Here is a 22968-nt window from a genome sequence, read left to right on the forward strand (position 1 = left end):
GGTCTGGTGACGGCCGTCAGAAACGGTACCGCGGTTATCACGGCCCGTTCGGGCAGCGCGGCTGCAAATGTGGAAATAACGGTTCGAATACCCAGCCCGGACCGGGAGGTACTTATAGCGTTGTACCATGCCACTGGCGGACCTGGCTGGACGAACAGTACCAACTGGCTCAGCTCGGAACACGTTGGAGAGTGGTATGGCGTGACAACCGACGGGGAAGGACGTGTAACGGGCCTGAACCTGGGGAGCAACGGGCTGCAAGGACCGCTGCCGCCCGAGCTGGTACAACTGAACGGGCTTCGGGGTCTGTCCCTGGAGAATAACCAGCTTTCCGGTTCTGTCATGGCGGAACTGGGCCGGCTTGGAGCGCTTACTCACCTGTATCTTTTCGGCAATCTGTTGACGGGTGCCATCCCTCCGGAACTGGGTCAGTTGGAGAACCTGATTCATCTGTGTTTGAATAGTAACAACCTGACGGGTTCCATCCCTTCAGAACTGGGCGGAATGAAGAATCTGAGGTGGTTGCATCTGCAAGAAAATACAAACCTCTCCGGCCAGATTCCCCTCCCGCTGACCATCCTTGACCTGGACGCGTTGCAGCTGCAGGGAACGCGTGTGTGTATAAATGACGATCCCGTACTGAAAAGTTGGGTAAGTGGAATAACTGACGCACGAGTTGCGGACTGTGAAGGATTCGATCTGGAGCGCATCGCACTGGAAGCGCTCTATCACACGACCAACGGCTCGAATTGGAATAGAGACGAAAACTGGCTGAGTGATGCGCCATTAGCGGATTGGTTCGGCGTGGAAACGGACGAAAGCGGTCGGGTAGTAAGTCTTAAGCTGATCGGAAATGGATTGACGGGACATATACCGCCGGAACTGGCACAACTGTCCAGCTTGACACGGCTGGGTCTCGGTTTTAACGAGTTGACAGGGCAAATACCCACGCAACTCGGATCGCTAAGTAACCTGGCAGTGTTGAATCTGGCATCAAACCATATGGCAGGCAACATTCCGGTTGAACTGGGTAAACTGGCCAACCTCGAGGAATTGAGACTGGATTCAAATTCACTCTCAGGTGAAATTCCTGCCGAACTGGCACGTCTCTCTAACTTAAGGGAACTGTACCTGTCCGATAACCACCTCTCGGGCGGTATTCCTGTCGAACTGGGCCAACTCGAGAGGTTAACGTTATTGTGGCTGGCTAGCAATCGATTGGAGGGCGAAATACCAGAAGAACTGGGTCAGTTAAGCAATCTTGGCGAATTAAGACTTGGTATCAATTCACTCACTGGCGGTATTCCCGCCGAACTTGGCCAGTTAAGATCGCTAAAGGCACTGTCATTAAGTGGGAACCAGTTGTCAGGAGAGATCCCTGTCGAATTGGGGAATTTGACAAACCTTACCGAGTTGATTCTTGAGGCTAATCAGCTTACAGGCAGCATCCCCGCCGAACTGGGCCAGCTTACCAGTTTGAAAGATCTCAAGCTAAACAGTAACCACTTAACCGGCAACATACCGGCAGAAATCGGGCAACTGGCCAACCTGGGAAGGCTGATACTCCATCGAAACCGTTTGACGGGTCGTATTCCCGCTGAACTTGGGGAACTTCCCACACTCTGGGGCCTTTTTCTAACAGACAACTTTCTGACCGGCCCTATCCCCGTAGAATTGGCTAAATCGAGTAATTTGAAATATTTGTATCTCGGAGAAAACGAATCATTGAAAGGTCCACTGCCCAGGGCACTGCTTACTATACCCCTGCATGAACTTGATATTGGAGGAACGCAGTTGTGCCTACCCGTCGATGCCGAATTTCAGTCGTGGTTTATGGACATCCAGAAAGCGCTCGGTGTCAAGCACTGTGATCGAAAACTGGTGACAGTAGACAAAAACGCCTTGATAGCACTGTACCATGCGACCGGCGGGCCGAACTGGGAAAACAACGAGCACTGGCTGAGTAACCAGTCAATCGGCCAGTGGTTCGGCGTCACGACCAATGACGCAGGTCGTGTGGAACAGTTGAGTCTGGAGAACAACAATCTGGATGGTACGCTGCCTGCGGAACTCGGTAGGCTCACTGACCTGCGAGGGTTGCGAATCGATGGCAATCTTCGTCTATCGGGTTCACTGCCTCGCGAACTCACCGGGTTATTCATGGATACGTTGCAACTGAATGGAACGCAACTGTGTGTACCAACCGTGGTCGCGTTTCAAACATGGATAGAACAGATTGCACACAAGAGCGGAGTCGTAAATTGCGATGAGAACACGACTACGCGGGACAAAACAGCGTTGGAAGAACTGTTTCACATGACAGGCGGACAGTACTGGACGAACAACACGAACTGGCTGAGCGACGCGCCACTCGACGACTGGTACGGGGTGACAACCGACGCTGAAGGACGCATTACAATACTCGATCTGTCCAGAAACGGTCTTGCAGGTACGCTACCAGCCGAGTTGGGAGAACTCACGCATCTCACCTCACTGTCGTTCAGTGAAAACAAGCTGTCCGGCGCTATTCCCGTCGAACTGGCAAATCTATCCAATCTTGCTGATTTGGATCTCGGATACAATCAGATGTCGGGAGGAATCCCTTCGGAACTCGGACGCTTGTCCAAACTCGTATTTCTGGATCTGACGGGAAATCAGCTTATTGGTATCATTCCAGGGGAACTGGGACAACTGACGGAACTCTACAGGTTGCGGTTAGGTGAGAACCGGTTGACGGGCGAAATCCCCGCGGAACTCGGCGATGTTGTAAATCTGCGCATTTTAGCGCTGTATAAAAACCAGCTTACGGGCGGTATTCCACCCGAACTGGGACAGCTTGCTCACCTGGAAGAGAAGTTTCTATACGACAATCGGCTGGAAGGGAATATCCCCGCTGAACTCGGTCGTCTCAGCAAGCTTAGATGGATGTATCTATTTAACAACCAACTGACGGGTAGCATACCCGGTGAACTTGGACGACTTTCTGATCTCTCGATACTGGATGCAGGACACAACAGACTGACGGGCGAATTACCCGCCGAGTTTGGCAACCTCGAGAACTTGAAAACGCTCAAGTTAAACAACAACTCGGGCATGCACGGACCACTACCCCTGACGCTCACCCAACTTGAACTGAACACCCTGTTTTTGGACAACACGCAGTTCTGCGCACCCAATGATCCCGCGTTCCAGCTGTGGTTCCAGGACATCGAAAGCCACGGTGATATAGCGACATGTCTTCCGGCCATGAACCCCAAGGTATATCTGACCCAGACTGTGCAATCTTTCAAACGACCAGTTCCCCTTGTCGAGGGGAAGGCTGCCCTGCTGCGTGTGTTCTTCGAAACAGAGGAAGCAGTCCTGAGCAGGCCACCGGTTCGAGCCGCCCTTTACCTGGATGACCACCTGGTTCATGACGTAGTCATACCAGCCGGTCCGGTTAAGATCCCTATCGAAATTGACGAAGGATCGATCGAGCAATCAGCGAATGCACTGGTGCCCGCATCGGTGGTCAAACCGGGTTTGCAGTTAGTGGTCGATATGGGTGACGACGGTGTTCCGGGACCTGGGTTGGATATAGTAGATCGCGTCCCTGAAACGGGGAGAATGGATTACGATGTACGGTCTGTACCGGACTTCAACTTGACCCTGGTTCCCTTGTTGTGGATGGAGAATCCGGAATTTGAAGTTGTCACCAGAACCGAAGATCTAGGCCCGAATGACGATCTATTCCGACTGACAAGAGACTTGCTGCCTGTAAAGGAGTTTCAACTGGACATACACGATCCCGTATATACCTCATTTAGGCCAGTGCTCGATTTCGGCACTCAGATACTATCAGAGATAGAGGCGCTTCGGGTATTGGAGGGGAAACCAGGTCACTTCATGGGCATCTGGGTTGAAACGGGCTTTGGAGTAGCGAAAATGAGAGGACTCAGTAGCGTAGCTAGTTTAGAAGGCTCTATAATGGCGCATGAACTGGGCCACAATATGAGCCTTGGACATGCTCCATGCGGAGTAGCTCCCAACCCGGACAGGTTATTCCCCAATGCGGATGGTTCAATTGGCGCCTGGGGATATGATCATCTTAGTGGTGAATTAAGACATCCGTCAAGTCCTGACATAATGAGTTACTGTTTGCAAAATGTCTGGATCAGCGACTACCATTTCAAGAAGGCAGTCGACTACCGTACTTATGAAGAGGAAGCTATGCTCTACTCAGCTTTGTCCGCACCGACGAAGAGCCTGCTGCTCTGGGGCGCGCTGAGCAAAGGCGGCGACCTGGCGCTTGAGCCTTCCTTCGTGGTCGAAGCTCCACCGGTGCTTCCGCAAGGCGATGGTCCATACAGACTCGCAGGCGAAGATGTGGACGGCCGCATCCTGTTCACGCTGGATTTCGACATGAGTGAGATCGCAGACGGCGACGGGGACAGAAGCTTTGCCTTCGCGGTACCCGTAAGCTCGAATTGGCGTGACAGGCTGGTGCGCATTTCGCTTTCCGGCCCTGAGGGATATGTGGAGATGGCCAGAGACGGCGGCCGATCGACCGTACTGTTGCGAAATCAGTCTGATGGACAGGTCAGAGGATTTATGCGAGGCTGGCCGGAGACGGGGGCGACTGTGCGTGGTGCGCGCCGCGTATTGCCCGAACCGGGACTCGATGTAATGGTGAGTCCGGGCATCCCCAATCCGGCTGACTGGTAACGTCAGCTACGGATCGTAACATGAGTGTTTCCTATAGATTAACAGCATGCAAGAAAAGAACTCCAGTTTGAATCACTTTCAGGAAGTCATCTACGGCCGGAACCCGGTCAGGGCGGCCCTGCAGGCGGGCCGGAGCCTCAACCGGATCTACATCGCCGAAGGAGTCGCGCGCCAGGACGTGGCCGACATACTGGACCTTGCCCGGAAACGGGGCGTCGTGTTCCAGTTCACCGAACGCCGCCGGCTGGACCGCCTGACCGAAGGCAGGCACCAGGGGGTCGTCGCCACGGTGGCCGGCCATCAGTACGCCGAAATGGCGGATATCCTGGCCTCGGCCCGCAGGTCCGAATCTCCCCCCTTCCTCGTCCTGCTGGACGGCATACAGGATCCCCACAACCTGGGCGCGATCATTCGCACCGCCGACGCGGTTCGCACCGACGGCGTCGTGATACCCCGTCGAAACGCGGCGGGATTGACCGCCGCCGCGGTCAAGGCTGCCGCCGGGGCCAGCGAGCACGTTCCGGTCGCGCGGGTGGCGAACATGAACCACGCCATTCAGGCGCTTCGCGAAGCGGGCGTCTGGCTCGTGGGCCTCGCGGCGGACGGTCCTACGCTTTTCAGCAAAATGGACTATACCGTCCCCGTGGCGCTCGTCATAGGCGGCGAGGGCAAGGGACTGAGGCCCCTGGTCCGGCGCAACTGCGACGAAGTGGTGCGGCTTCCGGTCGCCGGGCACGTGGATTCGCTCAACGCCTCCGTGGCGGCGGCCCTTGTGTTGTACGAGGTCTTTCGCCAGCGCCGGGATATAGCGGACGGGTAAATCCGTTGACACGGTTGCTTCGCGGCGTTATGCTACCGCCCTGTGTTTTTTGGCGAAAAGACCGGTGAGCGGGACGGAAAAGAGCAATGGAATATAGTAAAGGAAAACAGTAAAGGAGCACGGTAGCGTTATGGCGAAACACGTATACTACTTTGGCGGCGGCGAGGCGGATGGATCGGCGGAATTCCGGGAGCTTCTGGGCGGCAAGGGCGCCAATCTGGCCGAGATGAGCCACCTCGGCATTCCCGTGCCCGCGGGCTTCACCATCTCAACGGTGATATGCACCTATTTCTACGACCACGACCATCGGTACCCGGCGGAACTTGACGAACAGATCCAGCAGGCGATGGCGCAGGTCGAGGGCGTCATGGACGCCGGTTTCGGCAGCTCGGAAAACCCGCTGCTGGTTTCCGTCCGGTCCGGGTCCCGTTCTTCCATGCCCGGCATGATGGACACCATTCTGAATCTCGGCCTGAACGATGCCACCGTCGAGGGACTGATCGCGCAGTCGGGTGACGAACGCTTCGCCTACGACAGCTACCGGCGATTCGTACAGATGTACGGAGACGTGGTCATGGGCGTGCGTCCGGCGGACGATGAGGATCACGATCCCTTCGAGGCATTGCTGGAACGCAGGAAGGCCCGCGCCGGCGTCACGGAGGACATGGAACTCGGGGCCGCCGACCTCAAGGCGCTGGTCGCCGAGTTCAAGGCCGAGATCAAGGCGCGCACGGGCGCCGACTTTCCTGACGATCCCCGCGAGCAGCTCTGGGGCGCTATCGGGGCTGTGTTCGGCTCGTGGAACAACGAACGCGCCGTGGTGTACCGGAAGTTGAACGACATCCCGGATGAATGGGGCACCGCCGTCAACGTGCAGGCCATGGTCTACGGCAACATGGGCGACGACTGCGCCACGGGGGTCGCCTTCAGCCGCGATCCCGCGACCGGCGAGAAACGGTTTTACGGCGAATACCTCATCAACGCCCAGGGCGAGGACGTCGTGGCGGGCATTCGCACCCCCCGGCCCATCGAGCAGCTTCAGGGCGAGATGCCGGACGCCTATCATCAACTGGTAGAGATCTGCGATACGCTGGAGTCCCATTACAGGGATATGCAGGATATCGAATTCACCATCCAGCGCGGCAAACTGTGGATGCTGCAGTGCCGCGTCGGGAAGCGTACCGGTTTCTCCGCGATCACGATCGCGGTGGACATGGTCAGGGAAGGGCTCATCGACGAGCAGGAAGCCCTGCGGCGCGTGGAACCCGACCAGCTCGACCAGCTATTGCGCCCCGTATTCGATGTGGAGGAAAAGCGCCGCGCGGAGCAGGAGGGTCGGGTGTTGGCCCGGGGCCTCAACGCCGGTCCGGGCGCCGCATCGGGCAAAGTGGTGTTCAACGCCACCGATGCCGAGTCCTGGGCGGACCGCGGCGACCCGGTCATCCTGGTCCGTATCGAGACGTCGCCCGAGGACATACGCGGCATGAACGCCGCTGTGGGTATCCTGACCGCCCGGGGCGGCATGACGAGCCACGCGGCGCTTGTCGCCCGCCAGATGGGCAAGGTCTGCGTCGCCGGCTGCGGAGAGCTGGATATCGACTACGCCGCCCGTCAGATGCGCGTCGGCGAACAGGTCATCGCCGAAGGAGACTATATCTCCATCGACGGGTCCACCGGGGAGGTCATGGCCGGCGCCATTCCGACTATTCCCTCCGAAGTGCTGCAGGTCCTGTTGCAGAAATCCATGTCGTCCGAGCATTCGGAGGTCTATCAGCGGTACGAAAGCCTGATGGCCTGGGCCGACCGGAACCGCCGGCTTAAGGTGCGGACCAACGCGGACCAGCCCGATCAGTCGGCCACCGCGCGCGCCTTCGGCGCCGAGGGCATCGGCCTCTGCCGGACCGAGCACATGTTCTTCGAGGAAGACCGGATCGATTCCGTCCGGGAGATGATCCTGGCCGATGACGAAGCCGGACGCCGGAAGGCGCTGGCCCGGCTGCTGCCGATCCAGAGAAGCGACTTCACCGGGATATTCGAAGTCATGGACGGTTACCCCGTCACCATCCGCACGCTCGACCCGCCCCTGCACGAGTTCCTGCCCCACGAGGACGAGGCCATCGGGCAGCTCGCCGCGCAGACCGGCGTGCCGGTGGAGCGTTACCAGCGCAAGCTGGAGGACCTGCGGGAGGCCAACCCCATGCTCGGACACCGTGGGTGCAGGCTCGGTATCGCCTACCCCGAGATCACCGAGATGCAGGCCCGGGCGATTTTCGAAGCCGCGAGCGACTGCGTGAAACGCGGCATCCAGGCCATCCCGGAGATCATGATCCCCCTGGTCGGCCACATCAACGAGCTGCGTCTGCAGGCCGAGGTCGTCCGCCGGACGGCCCGGGAAGTACAGTCGGAGACCGGCGTGGAGGTGGACTACCAGATCGGTACCATGATCGAGCTGCCGCGGGCGGCGCTGACCGCCCACGAGATCGCGGAGGAAGCGGAGTTCTTCTCCTTTGGGACGAACGACCTGACGCAGACTACTTTCGGACTCTCCCGCGACGACGCGAGGTTCATCCCCGATTACCTGCATGCCGAGATCTGGCCGGAAGACCCCTTCGTGAGCATTGACGGCAGCGGCGTCGGAGAACTCGTGAAAATCGGCGTCGAGCGCGGCCGTGCCACGCGGGACGGCATGAAGGTGGGCATCTGCGGCGAGCACGGCGGCGATCCCGCCTCGGTAGAATTCTGCCACGGCGTGGACCTGGACTACGTCAGCTGCTCTCCGTACCGCGTGCCCATCGCCTGCCTGGCCGCGGCCCGGGCGGCGCTGTCCGACCAGGCACCCTGAATCATGTGGGAACTCTTCTGGCGATTCCTGGCACTGGGATGCATCAGCTTCGGCGGTCCCGTCGCACACCTGGGGTACTTCCGGACCGCCTTCGTGGACCGGTTGAAGTGGCTTGACGAAGCCTCCTACGGCCGGCTCGTCGCCCTGAGCCAGTTTCTTCCCGGTCCATCTTCCAGTCAGGTCGGCTTTGCCATTGGATACCAGCGGGCGGGGGTAGCCGGCGGCGTCGCCGTGTTCCTGGGGTTCACGTTGCCGTCCTTCGTCCTCCTGTACCTGCTTGCCATCGCCGGGAGCACGGTGACGGACACGGTCTACTTCGGCGGATTCGTCAAGGGACTGAAACTGCTGGCCGTGGTCGTGGTCGCCGATGCCGTGCTGGGCATGTATTCTACCTTCTGCCGGCGCCGGCTCGCAGGGGCGATCTGCATTCTGACCGCGTCGGCCCTGCTGGTCGCCCCTGCGATGGCGACCCAGTTCGCGGTCCTGGCGGCAGGCGCGCTGGCCGGCTGGCGCTTTCTGCGCGCGCCGGAGGCGTCGCCCGGCGGGCGGCTTCGTTTCTCCTGGCTGCCGCTGACGCTCTTCTTTCTGCTCCTCATCGGTCTTCCGCTCCTTGCGAGTCTGTCGCCGGACCTCGATCTGCTTTCCCGGTTCTACCAGGCCGGGAGCCTGGTATTCGGCGGTGGACACGTGGTCCTGCCGCTGCTCCAGCAGACCGTGGGCGACGCGCTGCCCATCGATCGTTTCCTGCTCGGTTACGCCGCCGCCCAGGCCATTCCGGGCCCCATGTTCGCCATGTCGGCGTTCCTGGGCGCCGGCATGAGCCCGGATCACGCGCTGGCCGGCGCGTTGATCGCGGTCCTCGGGATTTTCCTTCCGGGATTCCTGTTGATCCTGTCCTTCCACGACACCTGGGAAACCCTGGCGCGGAAGCCGGGCGCCGCGGGTGCGGTGGCGGGGGTCAACGCGTCGGTGGTCGGACTCCTGCTGGCCGCGCTCTACCAACCCGTGTTCGTCAACGCCGTCTTCTCGCCCCTGGATCTCGCGCTCGCCATCATCGGGTTCTTCCTGCTCAGGGTGTTGCGCCTGCCGATCCTGGCGCTGGTCGCGTTCTTCGCCGCGGCAGGAGTGTTGGCGGCCGTCTCGGGTTGAAGAGCCAGGTGACTGGACGGACGGCCACTTCCACACGGCCATCTATCCTGTCTGATGTCGGTGGTACGGAGCAGTGGATAAGGCACTGGCGAGTGTTACCGGGCAGAGCGCTTAAGACCAGGCCTCGCATCCGCCGAACGCCATGTGCTTTCCTGCTTCGTACGTGGGGAACTTCCGGTAGGTGTTGATCCCGGAAGCGGGATCACCGCGGAAAAGGAACAGGCACGGCCAGTCTCGCGTGACGCGCGTCGTCGCGGGCATGTACTGGATCGAGCCGCCACGCCGCCACACGTCGCTCTTGTTCGGATCGGATCCATGCAGCAGCAGCGGATGATGGACCGAGACGTCGCCGGGGGCCAGCGCCAGGTCGACCGCCTGGTTTTCGTCGAAGACGTCCGGATCGGCCTGGTTAAGGATGTAGTTTTCTTTTCTCTCCGGGGAGTGGTTGAGCAGACCGGATCGGTGCGATCCGGGGATCACGCGTACACAGCCGTTGGAGGTCGTCGAGCCGGTCACGGCGAACCAGATGGTGATGACGTCCATGGGCTCGAGGGGCCAGTAGTGTCCGTCCTGGTGCCAGAGGACCCCCTTGCCCTTGCGGGGCGGCTTGCAGATGTAATCGGCCGCGAAGAGGGCCACGTCGGGACCGACCAGGGCTTCCGCCACGTCCAGCAGGCGTCGATCGCTCAGGAAACGGACCCAGAAGGGGTCGTCGGCAATGAGCCAGTGTCCCAGCGATTCCGGGGGCAAGTCGGGGTGACGGACCATCAGCCAGTCGATATGCCGGTCGATTTCACGAAGCAGATCGGTCGGAAGGACATCCCGCACGATGACGAATCCATCCCGGTCGTAGTCTTCCCGGATACCTTTCAGATCGGGAAAAGTGTATTCGGACATGCGGCTGGCACTCCGGCGGAGGCGGTCGCCTTTACGGTTTCAGCGGACGGTGATCCGGATTCGGAAAATCGAATATGGCATACACTGACTATGTCGGTTAAATTAGAATACTACACAAGGGACAATTCGACTGGATCCGAACGCATCCATGTGCGCTCAACGTAAATGACCATGCAACGTATCACCATAATCGTATCGCTGATCCTGTTTCTTCCGGTCTCGGAACTCTCCGCCCAACGCGTCAACTCCATCGGCGTCGAGATGCCCGAAGACGCGGCGCCGCCGGAGCATCAGCGGCTGCGGTTTTTCGAGATGGACGGGACGTACATGGAGTGGTTCAAGACCATTTACAAGCGCAGCCCGGCCACCAACCTCATCTCCGAGCCGCTGGTCCGCCAGGACCACAACTACGACCTGGTGCCAGCCGCCGCGAAGTCCTGGGAGGCCACGCCGGACGGCAATACGTGGCTCTTCCACCTGCGGTCCGGGATGCAGTGGGACGACGGCCGGCCCTTCACCGCCCGTGACTACGTCTTTACCTTCCGCCGGGGAGCGGATCCGGACAATGCCTACGACTTCGAATGGCACTACCGCATCATCAAGAACTGGAGCGACGTTGTCGGCCGGCGGCTTCCCGTGGATTCGCTGGGCGTGGAGGCGATAGACGATACGACGCTGGCCGTCCATACCGAGCAGCCGGTCCCCTACCTGCCCTTCAACCTCATTATGAGTTGGGCTTCGCCGAAGCACGCGGTGGCCAAGTACGGCGAAGAATGGTCAACCCGGGCGGAGACCCATATTTCGTCCGGCCCCTTCAAGGTTACGGAATGGCGCAAGAACGAGATCATCATCCTGGACGCCAACCCGATGTACCGGGGATCTATGCCGCCCCTGCTCGACCAGGTGATCATCCGGGTGTTCTCCCAGTCGGCCGTGCCGCTTATGCTCTCGGCTTATACAGCCGACGAGGTGGACATGATCCTCCTGAACGGGCAGGCGGCGCTCGGACGGGTCAAGAGCGACCCTGTGCTCCGCCATGAATTGCATTCCATGGTCAACTTCGTCACGTTCTACATGACCATGGATACGTATAATCCGCCTTTCGACGATCTGCGTGTCCGGCAAGCCTTCGCCCACTCCATCGACCGCACGGCCCTGACGGATTCCGCCCTGAAGGACGTGGGCGTGGCGGCCTACAGCATGCTGGCGCCCGGTTTCCCCGGCGCGAAACCGGAGGTCTTCCGCCATATGCTGCCCTACGATCCCGAACGGGCCAGGCAGTTGCTGGCCGATGCCGGATACCCCGACGGCAAGGGCTTTCCCCAGGTCGATATCTGGATCCGCACCCATGACTACCAGGCCACCCGCTTGCCCGCGGAGGCCATCCAGGCGATGATCGCCGAAGCGCTGAACGTACGGGTAGGGGTCAGGGTCATCGAACGAAAGGTGTTCACCGACGGCCTCAACAACCACGAGGTGACGCTGGCACTGGTGGCCTACAGCCAGGATTTCCCCGATCCGGCCAACCTGCTCGGGCTCTGGCGGTCCAGGGGACGCCATGCATGGCACGACGACACCTTCGAAAGGCTGATTCACGAGGGCAACGAGTTCATGGGGCCGCCCGAGGAAAGGTACGCCATCTACCACGCTGCCGAACGCAGGCTCGTGGAGAACGTGGGCGGCATCTTCCTCTGGTTCCCCGTGGAGCACCGCCTGTGGAAACCGGATTTCCACAGCCCTACCCTCCAGCCCAACCGCCTCGGAATGGAGGTCTGGTCCAACCTGACCTGGATGAACGGGTATTTCAGGGATACGGATCGTGACGCGGCGGATCAGCCGCGCAACCGCGGTCTCTGGGACTGGCTCAAGTCCGCCCTGGACTGATTTGACCGGCCGACCAGGCTGAACAGACTGACCAGGCTGAACAGACTGACCAGGCTGACTAAGCTGACCGCAAGCTCGCAAGCAGTGTTAGCAGTCTACTTCAGGGGACTTGAAAAACCTTTCAGCGCTTCCTCGTCGATCAGGACACCCAGTCCGGGCCGATCCGTTACGGGAAACGCGCCGCCCGTGGGCTTCGGGGCTTCCAGCGCATAGCGGCACCGCGTGGGAAAGGACTCGTGGCCGTGTTCCATGACCAGGAAGTTGGGGATGGCCGCGGACAGCTGGATGGTCGCGGCGGTGGCGAGCACTCCACCGCCCCCTATGTGGGGTGACACGGGGATATTGTAGGTCTCCGCGAGCACGGCGATGCGTTTCCCCTCGGTCAGCCCCGTTCGCCCGATATCCGGCATCACCACGTCGCAGGTCCTTCGGTCGAAGGCTTCCTTCATCTCGAACCGGGTGCGGTACCACTCACCGTTGGCGACGTGCATGTCCAGTGCCCGGGTCACCTCCGCATGACCCGCCAGGTCTTCGGGCAGGGTTGGCGCCTCCAGCCAGTAGATGTCCAATGCTTCCAGTTCCCGGCCCAGCCTGATCGCCCCGCCCACGTCGAATTCGGTATGCACGTCCACCATGACGGAGATGTCCGGACCGACGCGCTCGCGGACGGCCCTGGCGATGGCGACGGTACCGGCGCGGTCCCTGGACGGGGACAGTTTCAGTCCGCGGTAGCCCGCGGCCACGAGTCTTTCGGCCCGGTCCGCCGCGGTGGCGGGGTCGCGGCCGGCGCATCCCGAGTAGATTTCGACCCGGTCCCGGAACCGTCCCCCAAGCAGTTTATGGACCGGCAGGTCCAGCGCTTTTCCTTTCAGGTCCCACAGGGCGATATCGCACGCGGCGAGGGCGTCGACGTAGAAACCGGTCGGATGTCCCCTTTCCCGCATGCCGTCGTAGAGTTGCTGCCACAGGAACTCCACGTCGAAGGGGTCCGCGCCGATCAGAACGGGACGGCACAGGTTCTCCACGATGGTCCGCGTCGTATCGGGCAATATGGGACTCTGCCCTTCACCGTAGCCGACCAGGCCCTCTTCGGTCGAGACGCGCACCACCAGGGTCTCGTGCATGTCGGACTTGAAGGCATGCCTGTTTTCCGGGATGAAATACGGTGAGGAAGCACCGGGTTCGGGGGATACGCCGTGTGCTCCCGGTCCGGTCGCTCCCGAGCCGTCCGTTCCCTGGCTTACACGCAATTCCTGGCCGGCTTCTCTCGGGATTCGTACCGCGAAAGCTTCGACGTTCGATATTTTCATCATCTCAATCCTCCGGTCGCTCGCCGGCCGGCGCCATCTTCACCAGCCTGGGTTCGAAGCGGGCCACCACCTCCACCAGGTCGGTCTGCGCCGCCATCACTGCTTCGATATTCTTGTATACGAAGGGGACTTCGTCGAGACCGGCGGACATAAGCGTGACGCCTTTCTCCCGAAGCAGCCGGTTGGCGTCCTGCCAGTTCAGGCTCCGGATCGCCCGTTTCCGGCTCATCACGCGGCCTGCGCCGTGGGCGGCGGAGTTCATCGACGCACGATTGCCCTTTCCGCGGACCACGAAGGCCGGACTCGCCATCGAGCCGGGTATGATGCCCAGTACGCCCGGGCCTGCCGGCGTAGCGCCCTTGCGATGTACGATTGCTTTCCGGTCAGGTCTACGGCCGTGCAGGTCGGACTGGCCGTGCAGGCCGGACTGGCCGTGCTGGTCGCGCTGACCGGACCGGCCGGGGACGGCGATCTTTTCCTTCCACGCGAAATTGTGGTGGTTCTCCAGGTCCAGCAAAACTTCCGCACCGAGGTGGCCGGCCATGTGCCGGTGTATACATGCGTGGTTGGCCTCCGCGTAATGGCCCATAAGCTCCATGGCCGCCCAGTATTCCTGTCCCGGCTCGGTGTCCAGGTCCAGCCAGGCCAGGTGCCGCTGTTCCCGGGACAGTTCGGGGCGCATGGACATGGCCAGCCTGCTGTAATAGGAGGCGACCATGGCGCCGGTCCCCCGGCTTCCGCTGTGGGAGAGCAGGGCGAGGTAGGTGCCAGTATCGAGCCTATTCAACGGCTCATTCAACGTCAGTTCGCCGAATTCGACGAAATGGTTGCCGCTCCCGCTGGTGCCCAGTTGGCTCCAGGCCTTGTCCTTCGCTTTTTTGGTCACGGGAGAGACGGACCAGTTCCGGTCGAGGACCGGGTGGTTCCGGCGCTTCTTGAATCGGGCCCCCACGCCGAAGCGCGTCTCCGCCGAGATGGCCTTCTTCAGGCGGTCCGTACCCCGGTCGTGCCGCAGCGTGCCCAGCGGCAGGTCCAGGACGGTCAGTTTCATCCGGCAGGCGATGTCGACGCCCACGGCGTAGGGAATGACCGCGTTGTCCGTGGCCAGCACGCCGCCGATGGGCAGGCCGTAACCCACGTGGGCGTCCGGCATCAGCGCGGCGGCCACGGCCACGGGAAGCGCACAGGCCCGCTCCATCTGCTGGATCGACTGCTCGTCCAGGTCCCGTCCCCACTGCCGGTAGGGTATGCGATCTGCCAAAGCGGTCATGTCCTCTCAGAAGCCGGCAATCTGGCGTCCGCTGAAGGTGAGCCGGAACATGAGCCGTTCGTAACGCGTGTCGTCAAAGGGCGTCGGGGCGTGCAGCGTGCACCGGTTGTCCCAGACCACCAGGTCGCCCGGACGCCACCCGTGCATGTAGGTGTAATCTTCTCCGGTCGCGTGGGCCTGCAGATCGTTCAGCAGCGCCGATCCCTCCGCGGGCGACATCCCTTCGACGGATTCTATGTGGCAAAGGGGCAGGTAGAGGGATTTTCGACCGGTCTCCGGGTGTCGCGCGACCAGGGGCCGGACGATCGGGGGAAACTGTGCCAGTAGTGCTTCACTTAGTGGCGGGCGATGCGGATTCTTCTTCCTGAGCAGTTCGTTGAGATGGTTGTAGGAATGGACGGTCCGGATGGAATTGGTGCGTGCTTTGACTTCGTCCGGCAGGTGCTCGTAGGCCGCGGTCATGCCCGCGAAGCCCGTTTCCCCGCCCTCGGGGGGCGTGCGGATGCAAAACAGGCAGGATCCGACGGGCTGGGGATGGCGGAATGAATCGTCCATGTGCCACAGCAGCGGCGGCGGGTCCGCCTGGATGAAGAGCGCGGTGTACTTTCCGTTCTCCTTCGCGTTCCCGATGCGCAGGATGTCGGGGAACCCCGGAACCAGGAAGGCCGGATCATATTTCTCGTTGCCCTCGGGTGTCCCGAACCGGGTTACGAACCGGCGGAGATGGGAGGGTTCGATATGTCCCTGGTTACGGATGACCACCAGTCCGCCTAACGCGTGAAAAGCGTCCACGGCTTCCTTGACCATGGCTTCATCGAGCCGTGCGAGGTCCACGTCTCCGAGTTCGGCACCGAACCCGGACCGGGTCAGCGAAGTGTATCCGGACGTTTCAGCCATACCGGAAGGGTATCCTGGATCAGCGCAGTTTTCCGCGGCCGAGAATGGGCCAGACCGTCTCGACGACTCCGTTGCGGATCCCGTAGAGGTGGTCGTGGAGGAACAGGGTGACGTCGGTGTAGGCCACCATGAGATCTAGTTTGTCCCCGACGGCGATCTCGTGATTCGGGTCGGTGAAGGTCACGGTCCCGTGTTCCGCGGACATGCGCACGCTCTCCACGTCATCGACGCCCACCGGCATGGGCATGCCGAACCACGCGGGCACCGTCTTGAACCCGGCGTCCACGATCAGCCGGTCCGGTTCGGGGCGGCTGGTGACCGTGACGTGCACGAAGATGGCGGGGTCGGTCCGAACCCCCCACAGGGTGTACATCACGTCGTTGAAGATCGCGCCGCCGGCCTGGATCTCGGTGATCCCTTCCAGGTCGGGCGTGACCGACAGGGTGCCGCTTCCTCCGCCGCTCACGATATCGCAGGGCAGTCCCGCGGCCCGGCAGCGCTGTGCGGAGTCCACGAGATCTCCCACGGCCCGCCTGATCTCCCCGTGTTTCCAGTCGGAGTCTTCGTCCACGCAGGCGTGACCCTCCCAGGCCATGACCCCCCGGAAACGCAGGCCGGGGGTCTGGTGGACCTTCCGGGCAAGCTCGACGACCGGTTCGCCGGGCCGGACGCCGGCCCGCTCCATGCCCGTGTTCAGTTCGACGAGCACGCCGACCTCGACGCCGGTTTCCACCGCAGTGCGGCCCAGTTCCTCCAGCGTGGCGTCGCTGTCGACGGCGACCTTCACGTCCGCTTGCCTGCAGAGACGAGCCAGGCGGATGTATTTCGGCGGTCCGACCACCTGGTTGGCGATGAGGACGTCCTCGACTCCGCCCGCGGCCATGACCTCGGCTTCACCGAGCTTGGCGCAGGTGACGCCGATGGCGCCGGCCTTCAGCAACATGTGGGCAATCGCCGGGATCTTGACCCCCTTGATGTGCGGGCGCCAGTCCACGCCGGCTTCCTTCAGCCGATGCCCCACGGTGCGGATGTTGTTTTCAAGACGATCCAGGTCAACCCAGAGGACCGGGGTGTCCAGATCTTCCTTGCGCGTTCCGATCTCGTCCAAAGTTTGATCCCTCACTAGGTTCACCACGGGCCTTACGCGGTGTGGGTCTCCGGCAGACCAGGGCAAAAAAGACATAGCTCACGAGATTTCGTCGGTTATCACCGACTGAACATTTTGTACCATGTCGGCGAGAATACGTCAAGGATGTTCAGAGACCCCATTGCCAATATACGGAGGACATCATGGAGATTGCAGGACTTCTGATCCAACCGGCCGTTTTGCTGGCGGCCTTCGTCTTCTTCTGGCGGGAAGCCAAGGCAGGACGCCAGGAGCTGAAGGTCGAACTGAAGGTCGAGATGCAGAACATGGAAACGCGTATGCAGAACATGGAAACGCGTATCCGGGAAGACATCGGGAAGATGGAGCACCGGATCGCCCGGATCGAAGATATCATGCTCAGTCAAAAACAGACTTCATAACCACAATATCTGAAGAGAGGCGGGACTATGGAAAGCGGAACGCCAGGGAGATCTGAAACAACGAGCAGTCCGTTATCCCTGGTACCGGACGTCTTTGAAGGGTGAAACCAACGGGGCGTCCGGGCAATGCAGCCGGCCGTTCACGACCCATCCGCAGTTTCGCGCCTCGAGTTCAGACACGAGATATCCCTCCCACTGCTCCAATTCCTTTTCATAGGCCGGGTCGCTCACCAGGTTGCGGCACTCGCCGGGGTCCTCGTCCAGGTCGAAGAACTGCTTCTGATCGATTCGCGGCAGCCAGATGAACTTCCGGTGGCCGTCGGTCACGTACTGCATCTCCTGTTCGGGCGCGTAGCACCAGCAGTGCTCGCCGTGCAGGTAGTCTCGCCAGCCTTCGGTTTTGCCCCGCATCAGTGGGAGGAGGCTTTGTCCTGTCACTGTGGGCGGCACGTCCAAGCCAGCCGCGTCCAGGATCGTGGGCATGATGTCGCGGAGTTCGGCCACGCCGTCCGGAACGGGTGCCTTGACCTCTTCATTCCAGGCAGGCGGCGGGCAGACGATCAGCGGAATCCTCGCGCTCCCCTCGTAGGCGTAGGTCTTGCGCCAGAGATGGTGGTCGCCCACCATGTCGCCGTGGTCGGATGTGAAGATGACCCAGGTGTTGGACCAGGCCTCCGGCTCGTGCCGCTCCATCCAGTTCTTGAGCCGGCCGATCTGCGTGTCGATGAAGGAAATCTCCCCGTAGTACCCGGACCTGCCGCGATGGATGCGTGCGGCCGACTGCTTCCCGTGCCATGCGTTCAGGTCCGTGGCGTCGAAGGGCACGTCGTGCATGTCCGCCCAGTCGCCGATGTACGGCGGCGGGGTTTCCCGGTCGTGGTAAAGGTCGAAGTACCATGCGGGCGGCACGTACGGCGAATGGGGCCGGGCGAAGCTGATGTTGAGGAAGAAGGGTTTCACGCGGTCGCGCCGCGCGATGTGATGGATCGCCCTGCTCATGGTCCAGGCCGTCGGATGGAGGTATTCCTCTGTATGCCACGGACGACCGATCCACGAGTTCCAGTTGACCCCGTGATCGTCCGGCGTGATATCGCGCCGTTTCTCCCGGTCGAACCACTGGCGGTATTCGTCCCGCAGGCCCTGGGCGATCAGCCGGCCGGATTCGTCCAGTTCCGCTGACTGGAAGCCCATGTCCGCGCGCTGCGGCGTGAAGTGGCCCTTCCCGACCAGGTGGGTGGCATATCCCGCGTCCGCCAGCGTGCCGGCCAGGGTATGGGGGAAGTCGTTGGGTATCGGCCCCTGTCCCCGCCCCATGCCGAGGACGCCCGTGTGCCACTGGTCCATGCCGGTCATCACGGTCGAACGGGCGGGAATGCAGGAAGGGACCGCCGTGTAGGCGTGGGGAAACCGCGCGCCCCGTGCGGCCAGGTGGTCCAGGTTGGGTGTTTCCGCTACCGGATGTCCGTCGCAGCTCATGCAGTCGCCGCGCATCTGGTCCGCCATGATGAAGATGACGTTGGGACGGGACATGGTTTTCTGCTCCTGAATGACGCGCTCCTGGATGACGCGGAGTCCGGCAATGAGCCCGGCGGATGGGATTCATAACTTACGTGTCCCGTGTTTGCTGTCAAGATCGGAAGCCTTCCTCACATCACGGTAAATGACTACGGTATACGACTACCGTTAAGCCGTTAATCCCCTTGACATTGGGGCGGTCTCCTCCACATTTCATGCAGGGCAGGGCCGTCGATATTCGAGACCTCGGGATCCCGTCAAAGGAGGCATGCGCACATGGCTGCGCGCGACAAACCCATATCAGATGATGAGCGGGCATTCTGGGCGGACATACGGCGCCAGTTCTACCTCGAGGACGGCGTGACATTTCTCCAGGGCGGCTCGGTGGGTCCATCGGCGAGACCGGTCATCGAGCAGGTGATCGATTGGCTGCGGCAGGTGGAGGAGAACCCGCTGCGCAACCAGGGTGGCGGGCTCATGCGGTCCCTGGTCGAGTCGGCCCGCGAGAAAGTCGCCGATTTCACCGGGTCTTCCGCGAAAAACATGGCCCTGGTTCTCAACACCACGATGGGCATGAACGTCCCCGCCCGCGGGTTGCCCCTGCAGCCCGGCGGAGAGGTGTTGATGAGCGACCAGGAATACCCTTCCGTCCAGCGCATGTGGGAACACATGGCCAGGACGCAGCACGTGCTGATCCGGAAGGTTCCCCTGCCGACGCCGCCCGATTCACCGGGGGAGATCGTCGACGCCTTCGCCGCCCATATCACACCACGTACCCAGGTCATGGTCTTCTCCCACGTCTACTGCACCACGGGTCTTGTGGCGCCCGTTGACGAACTGACCACCCTGGCCCACGACCACGGCGCCGTGGCCGTGGTGGACGGCGCGCACGCGGTCGGCATGGTGCCGGTCGATATCGAAGCCTGGGGGTGCGATTTCTATGCAAGCAGTACGCACAAGTGGCTGCTCGCGCCCAAGGGGACGGGCATCTGCTATGTCGCGGATCCCTATCTGAGCGCGTTGCCGGCGCCCATTCTGGGATACAATACCTTTCCTGTGACCCACGCACGCCGGTTCGACGTGACGGGGACACACGACACGACGCACTTCGCCGGACTGGGCGCCGCCATCGATTTTCAATTGGACATCGGATGGGAAGACCGGATCAGGCCCTATTGCCTGGGTCTGGCCCGGTACTTGCGCGAACTGATCACGACAGAGATCGATGGCGCCCGCATGACCGTGCCCCCCGGACCCGATATGTCCGGATTCCTGACTTCCTTTACCATCGATGGCTGCAATCTCCAGAAGATCGTTCAGCTCATGTGGGAGGAATATCGCATACAGATCGCCGGCACACGGGCCGGCCATCTGCCCGTTTTCCGCATATCCACGCACTTCTACGACAGTTACGAGGATATCGACCGGTTCATCGATGCGTTGAAGGAGGTGCTCGCCACCCGGCGGGACGAGCTGTTCGAAGAACGGGATTGACCCGGAACCCATGCTCAGACTCGAATTCGACCGCGGGACCATCCTGGTGCACGGCGACCGGGACCAGGTGGACGCGCTGTCCCTGCCCGGCTGCGCGTTCGACCGCCGGGTGGCGCTGCACCGCGCGCCGGCGCGTCATTACCGCGAGATCATCACCCGGCTCAACGACCGGGGCATCCCCCACCAGGACGACGCCCGGTCCTACGGGAAGCTGGACTTGTCCTTCCAGTCGGACCGGTCCCCCTTTCCCTACCAGCAGGAGGCCGTGGACGCCTGGTGGAAGGCGGGCGGACGGGGCATCGTCGTACTGCCGACCGGCGCGGGCAAGACGTTCGTCGCGCTCATGTGCATGGCCCGCGTCCAGCGCGGCACGCTGGTCGTCGTCCCGACCATCGACTTGATGCAGCAGTGGTACGGCGTGATTTCCAGCCAGTTCGACACCGAAGTCGGGCTGATCGGCGGGGGATACAACGACATCGAGCCCGTCTCCGTGTCCACCTACGATTCCGCGTACCTGCACATGGAGCGGTTCGGCCATCAGTTCGGACTCGTGGTCTTCGACGAATGCCACCACCTGCCCGGCCCCTCCTACCTGATGACCGCGGACCTGTCGCTGGCGCCCTACCGACTGGGATTGACCGCCACGCTCGAACGGGAGGACGGGGCGGAACACCTCCTGCGGGACGCGATCGGCGATACGGTCTACCGCCAGGAGATCCGTTCGCTGAGCGGGGAATATCTTTCCGGATACGAGACCATAAAGATCAGCGTGCGTCTTTCGCCGGAAGAGCGGGCGGAGTACCAGGAGGCGAGAAACACCTACCGGGCGTTTTTGGACAGCCAGCGGATCGCCCTCTCCGGCCCAGGTGGATGGGTGCGTTTCCTGGCGGCGACGTCGCGTAGCGAGGAGGGACGGAGGGCTTTCACGGCCTACCGAACCCAGAAGGCCATCGCCCAGGGGTCGCAGGCCAAGCTGCGCGTCCTGGAACGGCTGATCCGCCAGCACCGCCGCGACCGCATGCTCATTTTCACCAGCGACAACGAAACGGTATACCGGATCTCGCGACGGTTCCTCGTCCCCGCCATCACGCACCAGACGAAGGTCAAGGAGCGCCAGGACATCCTGGCGGCGTTCAACGCGGGCAGGTACCCCTTCCTGGTCACGTCCCGCGTGCTGAACGAAGGGGTCGACGTCCCCGAAGCCAACGTCGCCGTGGTACTATCCGGCACCGGAAGCGTGAGAGAGCATGTGCAGCGTCTTGGCCGGATCCTGCGCCGCGTCGAGGGGAAGCACGCATTGCTCTACGAACTGGTGGCCGAGCAGACGGGCGAGGAATACGCGAGTAGCCGGCGAAGGCAGCACAGCGCCTACCGGAAGCCGCCGGCTCAGGAGAACGCGACATGCTGACGGGCGACCTGCTCCGCGTCCGGTTCCGCAAGGGACAGATCCAGCTTCCCTACATCGACGAAGCGAGCGGGGACCACCTGGGCGTGGCCGAAACGCTGATCCGCGCCTTCGACAGCCATATAGGCGGATCCCGGCAGGAACTCGACGAAGAACTCGCGGATATCACGGGTGCGGGAACGGAATTCCTGTTTCATCGCGGCCTGAGCAAGCTGTTGAAGGATCGCTGCACGTTCGCGGCCGCTTCGCCCGTCGACCCGGTGGAACTGCGAAGCGAAATCTTCGAATCGGCGGCGGCGGCTTACCGGAATACGGACCAGGTCCGCATCGACCGGGAGGCCGTTCTGGCCGAGGCGGCGAAATCGGCCGGCATCGAAGCAAAGGAGGTCGACCGGGCCTTCTATGCCGATCTCAAGGCGGCCGAACGGCTGGAGACTTTCAAGTCCTGCACCCCGGAGTGGCTTCTGGGCAGGTACAATGTCGCACTGGCCCAGGCCGTCCTGTTCCGGGCGACGGAACTCGACCTGCATGTCGAGGGCGAGACCCCGGCCCGTTACCGCGACCTCTTCCGGAAGCTGAAGTTCTTCCGGCTGCTCCACGAGATCCGGCAGACCGGTCCGGGGAAATACCACATTCGTATCGACGGCCCCATGGCGCTCTTCAAGTCGTCCCAGCGCTACGGATTGCAGATCGCCCAGTTTCTTCCCGCGGTTCTGCACTGCGGGAACTGGCGGATCGCCGCTTCCGTGAACTGGGGCGCCAGGCGTCGGGAGGGCGTGTTCAGGCTGACGCCCGAAACGGGACTCAAACCCATCGGCCCTTCCACGGGCCAGTGGATACCCGATGAGGTGGCCTGGCTCGAAGAACGGTTCGGCCGGCTGAAAACGGTCTGGCGCATGACGGCCGGATCGGAAATCATCGACCTCGGAGGGCAGGGCGTACTGGTTCCCGACTACGTTTTCACCCATCCGGCCGCAGGGACGAAAGTGTACCTGGATTTCCTCGGTTTCTGGCGTTCCGCGGCGGTCCGGACGCGTCTCGACCTGCTCAGGCGCCACGGCCCTCCCAACCTGATCCTGGCGATTTCCGACGATCTCGCCGTGGACGACGAATCCTCGTCGGGGCTGCCGGGTGAGGTGTACAGATTCCGGCGGACTCCCGTGGCCCGCGACATCCTCGGAATCCTCGACGCCATGACGGCGAAGACCCCCGGAGAATCTCCGGCGACGCTGGATCTGTTCGATCACTGAGAAG

The 22968-nt window shown here is 61.8% G+C and carries 15 protein-coding genes; 9 read left to right on the forward strand and 6 right to left on the reverse strand.

Annotated elements, in window-relative coordinates:
- Positions 1-342: 342 nt before the first annotated feature.
- The 4 genes from F4Z81_00515 to chrA all read left to right on the forward strand — a co-directional run bounded on the left by F4Z81_00515 (position 343) and on the right by chrA (position 9515).
- On the forward strand, positions 343-4704 hold the full coding sequence (locus F4Z81_00515; protein MXW03529.1) for a hypothetical protein: 4362 nt from the start codon (positions 343-345) through the stop codon (positions 4702-4704).
- Positions 4705-4750: 46 nt separating this feature from the next.
- A complete protein-coding gene (gene rlmB / locus F4Z81_00520) occupies positions 4751-5524 on the forward strand; it encodes a 23S rRNA (guanosine(2251)-2'-O)-methyltransferase RlmB (protein ID MXW03530.1) in 774 nt (257 codons plus the stop codon).
- Between the two features lie 130 nt (positions 5525-5654).
- Positions 5655-8366: a pyruvate, phosphate dikinase gene (locus tag F4Z81_00525; protein ID MXW03531.1), complete on the forward strand. Its 2712-nt coding sequence runs from the start codon at positions 5655-5657 to the stop codon at positions 8364-8366.
- 3 nt (positions 8367-8369) lie between these two features.
- Complete coding sequence (chrA, locus tag F4Z81_00530) at positions 8370-9515, forward strand: chromate efflux transporter (protein MXW03532.1); 1146 nt, start codon at positions 8370-8372, stop codon at positions 9513-9515.
- 111 nt (positions 9516-9626) lie between these two features.
- Here the strand turns inward: chrA and F4Z81_00535 are convergent, their stop codons facing one another.
- Positions 9627-10412: a phytanoyl-CoA dioxygenase family protein gene (locus F4Z81_00535; GenBank protein MXW03533.1), complete on the reverse strand. Its 786-nt coding sequence runs from the start codon at positions 10410-10412 to the stop codon at positions 9627-9629.
- A gap of 165 nt (positions 10413-10577) precedes the next feature.
- Between F4Z81_00535 and F4Z81_00540 the strand changes: the two genes are divergently transcribed.
- The gene (locus F4Z81_00540; GenBank protein MXW03534.1) at positions 10578-12296 is read left to right on the forward strand and encodes a peptide ABC transporter substrate-binding protein; all 1719 of its coding nucleotides are present in this window, start codon (positions 10578-10580) and stop codon (positions 12294-12296) included.
- Positions 12297-12391: 95 nt separating this feature from the next.
- Here the strand turns inward: F4Z81_00540 and F4Z81_00545 are convergent, their stop codons facing one another.
- From F4Z81_00545 to F4Z81_00560, 4 genes are read right to left on the reverse strand one after another with little or no spacing between them, the layout of a single operon-like run.
- The gene (locus F4Z81_00545; protein MXW03535.1) at positions 12392-13609 is read right to left on the reverse strand and encodes a mandelate racemase/muconate lactonizing enzyme family protein; all 1218 of its coding nucleotides are present in this window, start codon (positions 13607-13609) and stop codon (positions 12392-12394) included.
- 1 nt (position 13610) lies between these two features.
- Entirely contained in the window at positions 13611-14876 is a 1266-nt protein-coding gene (locus tag F4Z81_00550; GenBank protein MXW03536.1) for an RtcB family protein, read from the reverse strand.
- Positions 14877-14882: 6 nt separating this feature from the next.
- Positions 14883-15773: a TauD/TfdA family dioxygenase gene (locus tag F4Z81_00555; GenBank protein ID MXW03537.1), complete on the reverse strand. Its 891-nt coding sequence runs from the start codon at positions 15771-15773 to the stop codon at positions 14883-14885.
- Between the two features lie 19 nt (positions 15774-15792).
- Positions 15793-16956 (reverse strand): DSD1 family PLP-dependent enzyme, encoded by a 1164-nt coding sequence (locus F4Z81_00560; GenBank protein ID MXW03538.1) that lies wholly within the window; start codon positions 16954-16956, stop codon positions 15793-15795.
- Positions 16957-17063: 107 nt separating this feature from the next.
- Here F4Z81_00560 and F4Z81_00565 point away from each other — a divergent pair, with 107 nt between their 5' ends.
- Positions 17064-17300 carry a hypothetical protein gene (locus F4Z81_00565; GenBank protein ID MXW03539.1) on the forward strand — a complete coding sequence of 79 codons (237 nt, stop codon included), beginning with the start codon at positions 17064-17066 and terminating at the stop codon, positions 17298-17300.
- A 72-nt stretch (positions 17301-17372) separates the two neighbouring features.
- Here F4Z81_00565 and F4Z81_00570 read toward each other — a convergent pair whose 3' ends face one another.
- On the reverse strand, positions 17373-18830 hold the full coding sequence (locus F4Z81_00570) for an arylsulfatase (protein MXW03540.1): 1458 nt from the start codon (positions 18828-18830) through the stop codon (positions 17373-17375).
- 261 nt (positions 18831-19091) lie between these two features.
- Here F4Z81_00570 and F4Z81_00575 point away from each other — a divergent pair, with 261 nt between their 5' ends.
- Genes F4Z81_00575 through F4Z81_00585 form a run of 3 tightly spaced genes read left to right on the forward strand, consistent with a single transcriptional unit; the run spans position 19092 to position 22964 of the window.
- Positions 19092-20309, forward strand: coding sequence for an aminotransferase class V-fold PLP-dependent enzyme (locus F4Z81_00575; protein MXW03541.1), 1218 nt, complete (start codon positions 19092-19094; stop codon positions 20307-20309).
- Positions 20310-20319: 10 nt separating this feature from the next.
- The gene (locus tag F4Z81_00580; protein ID MXW03542.1) at positions 20320-21717 is read left to right on the forward strand and encodes a DEAD/DEAH box helicase; all 1398 of its coding nucleotides are present in this window, start codon (positions 20320-20322) and stop codon (positions 21715-21717) included.
- The gene (locus F4Z81_00585; GenBank protein MXW03543.1) at positions 21711-22964 is read left to right on the forward strand and encodes a DUF790 family protein; all 1254 of its coding nucleotides are present in this window, start codon (positions 21711-21713) and stop codon (positions 22962-22964) included. Before F4Z81_00580 ends, F4Z81_00585 begins: the two co-directional genes overlap by 7 nt.
- The last annotated feature ends 4 nt before the right edge of the window (positions 22965-22968 follow it).

The sequence above is a fragment of the Gemmatimonadota bacterium genome (genome assembly GCA_009835325.1).
Classification (GTDB): domain Bacteria; phylum JAAXHH01; class JAAXHH01; order JAAXHH01; family JAAXHH01; genus JAAXHH01.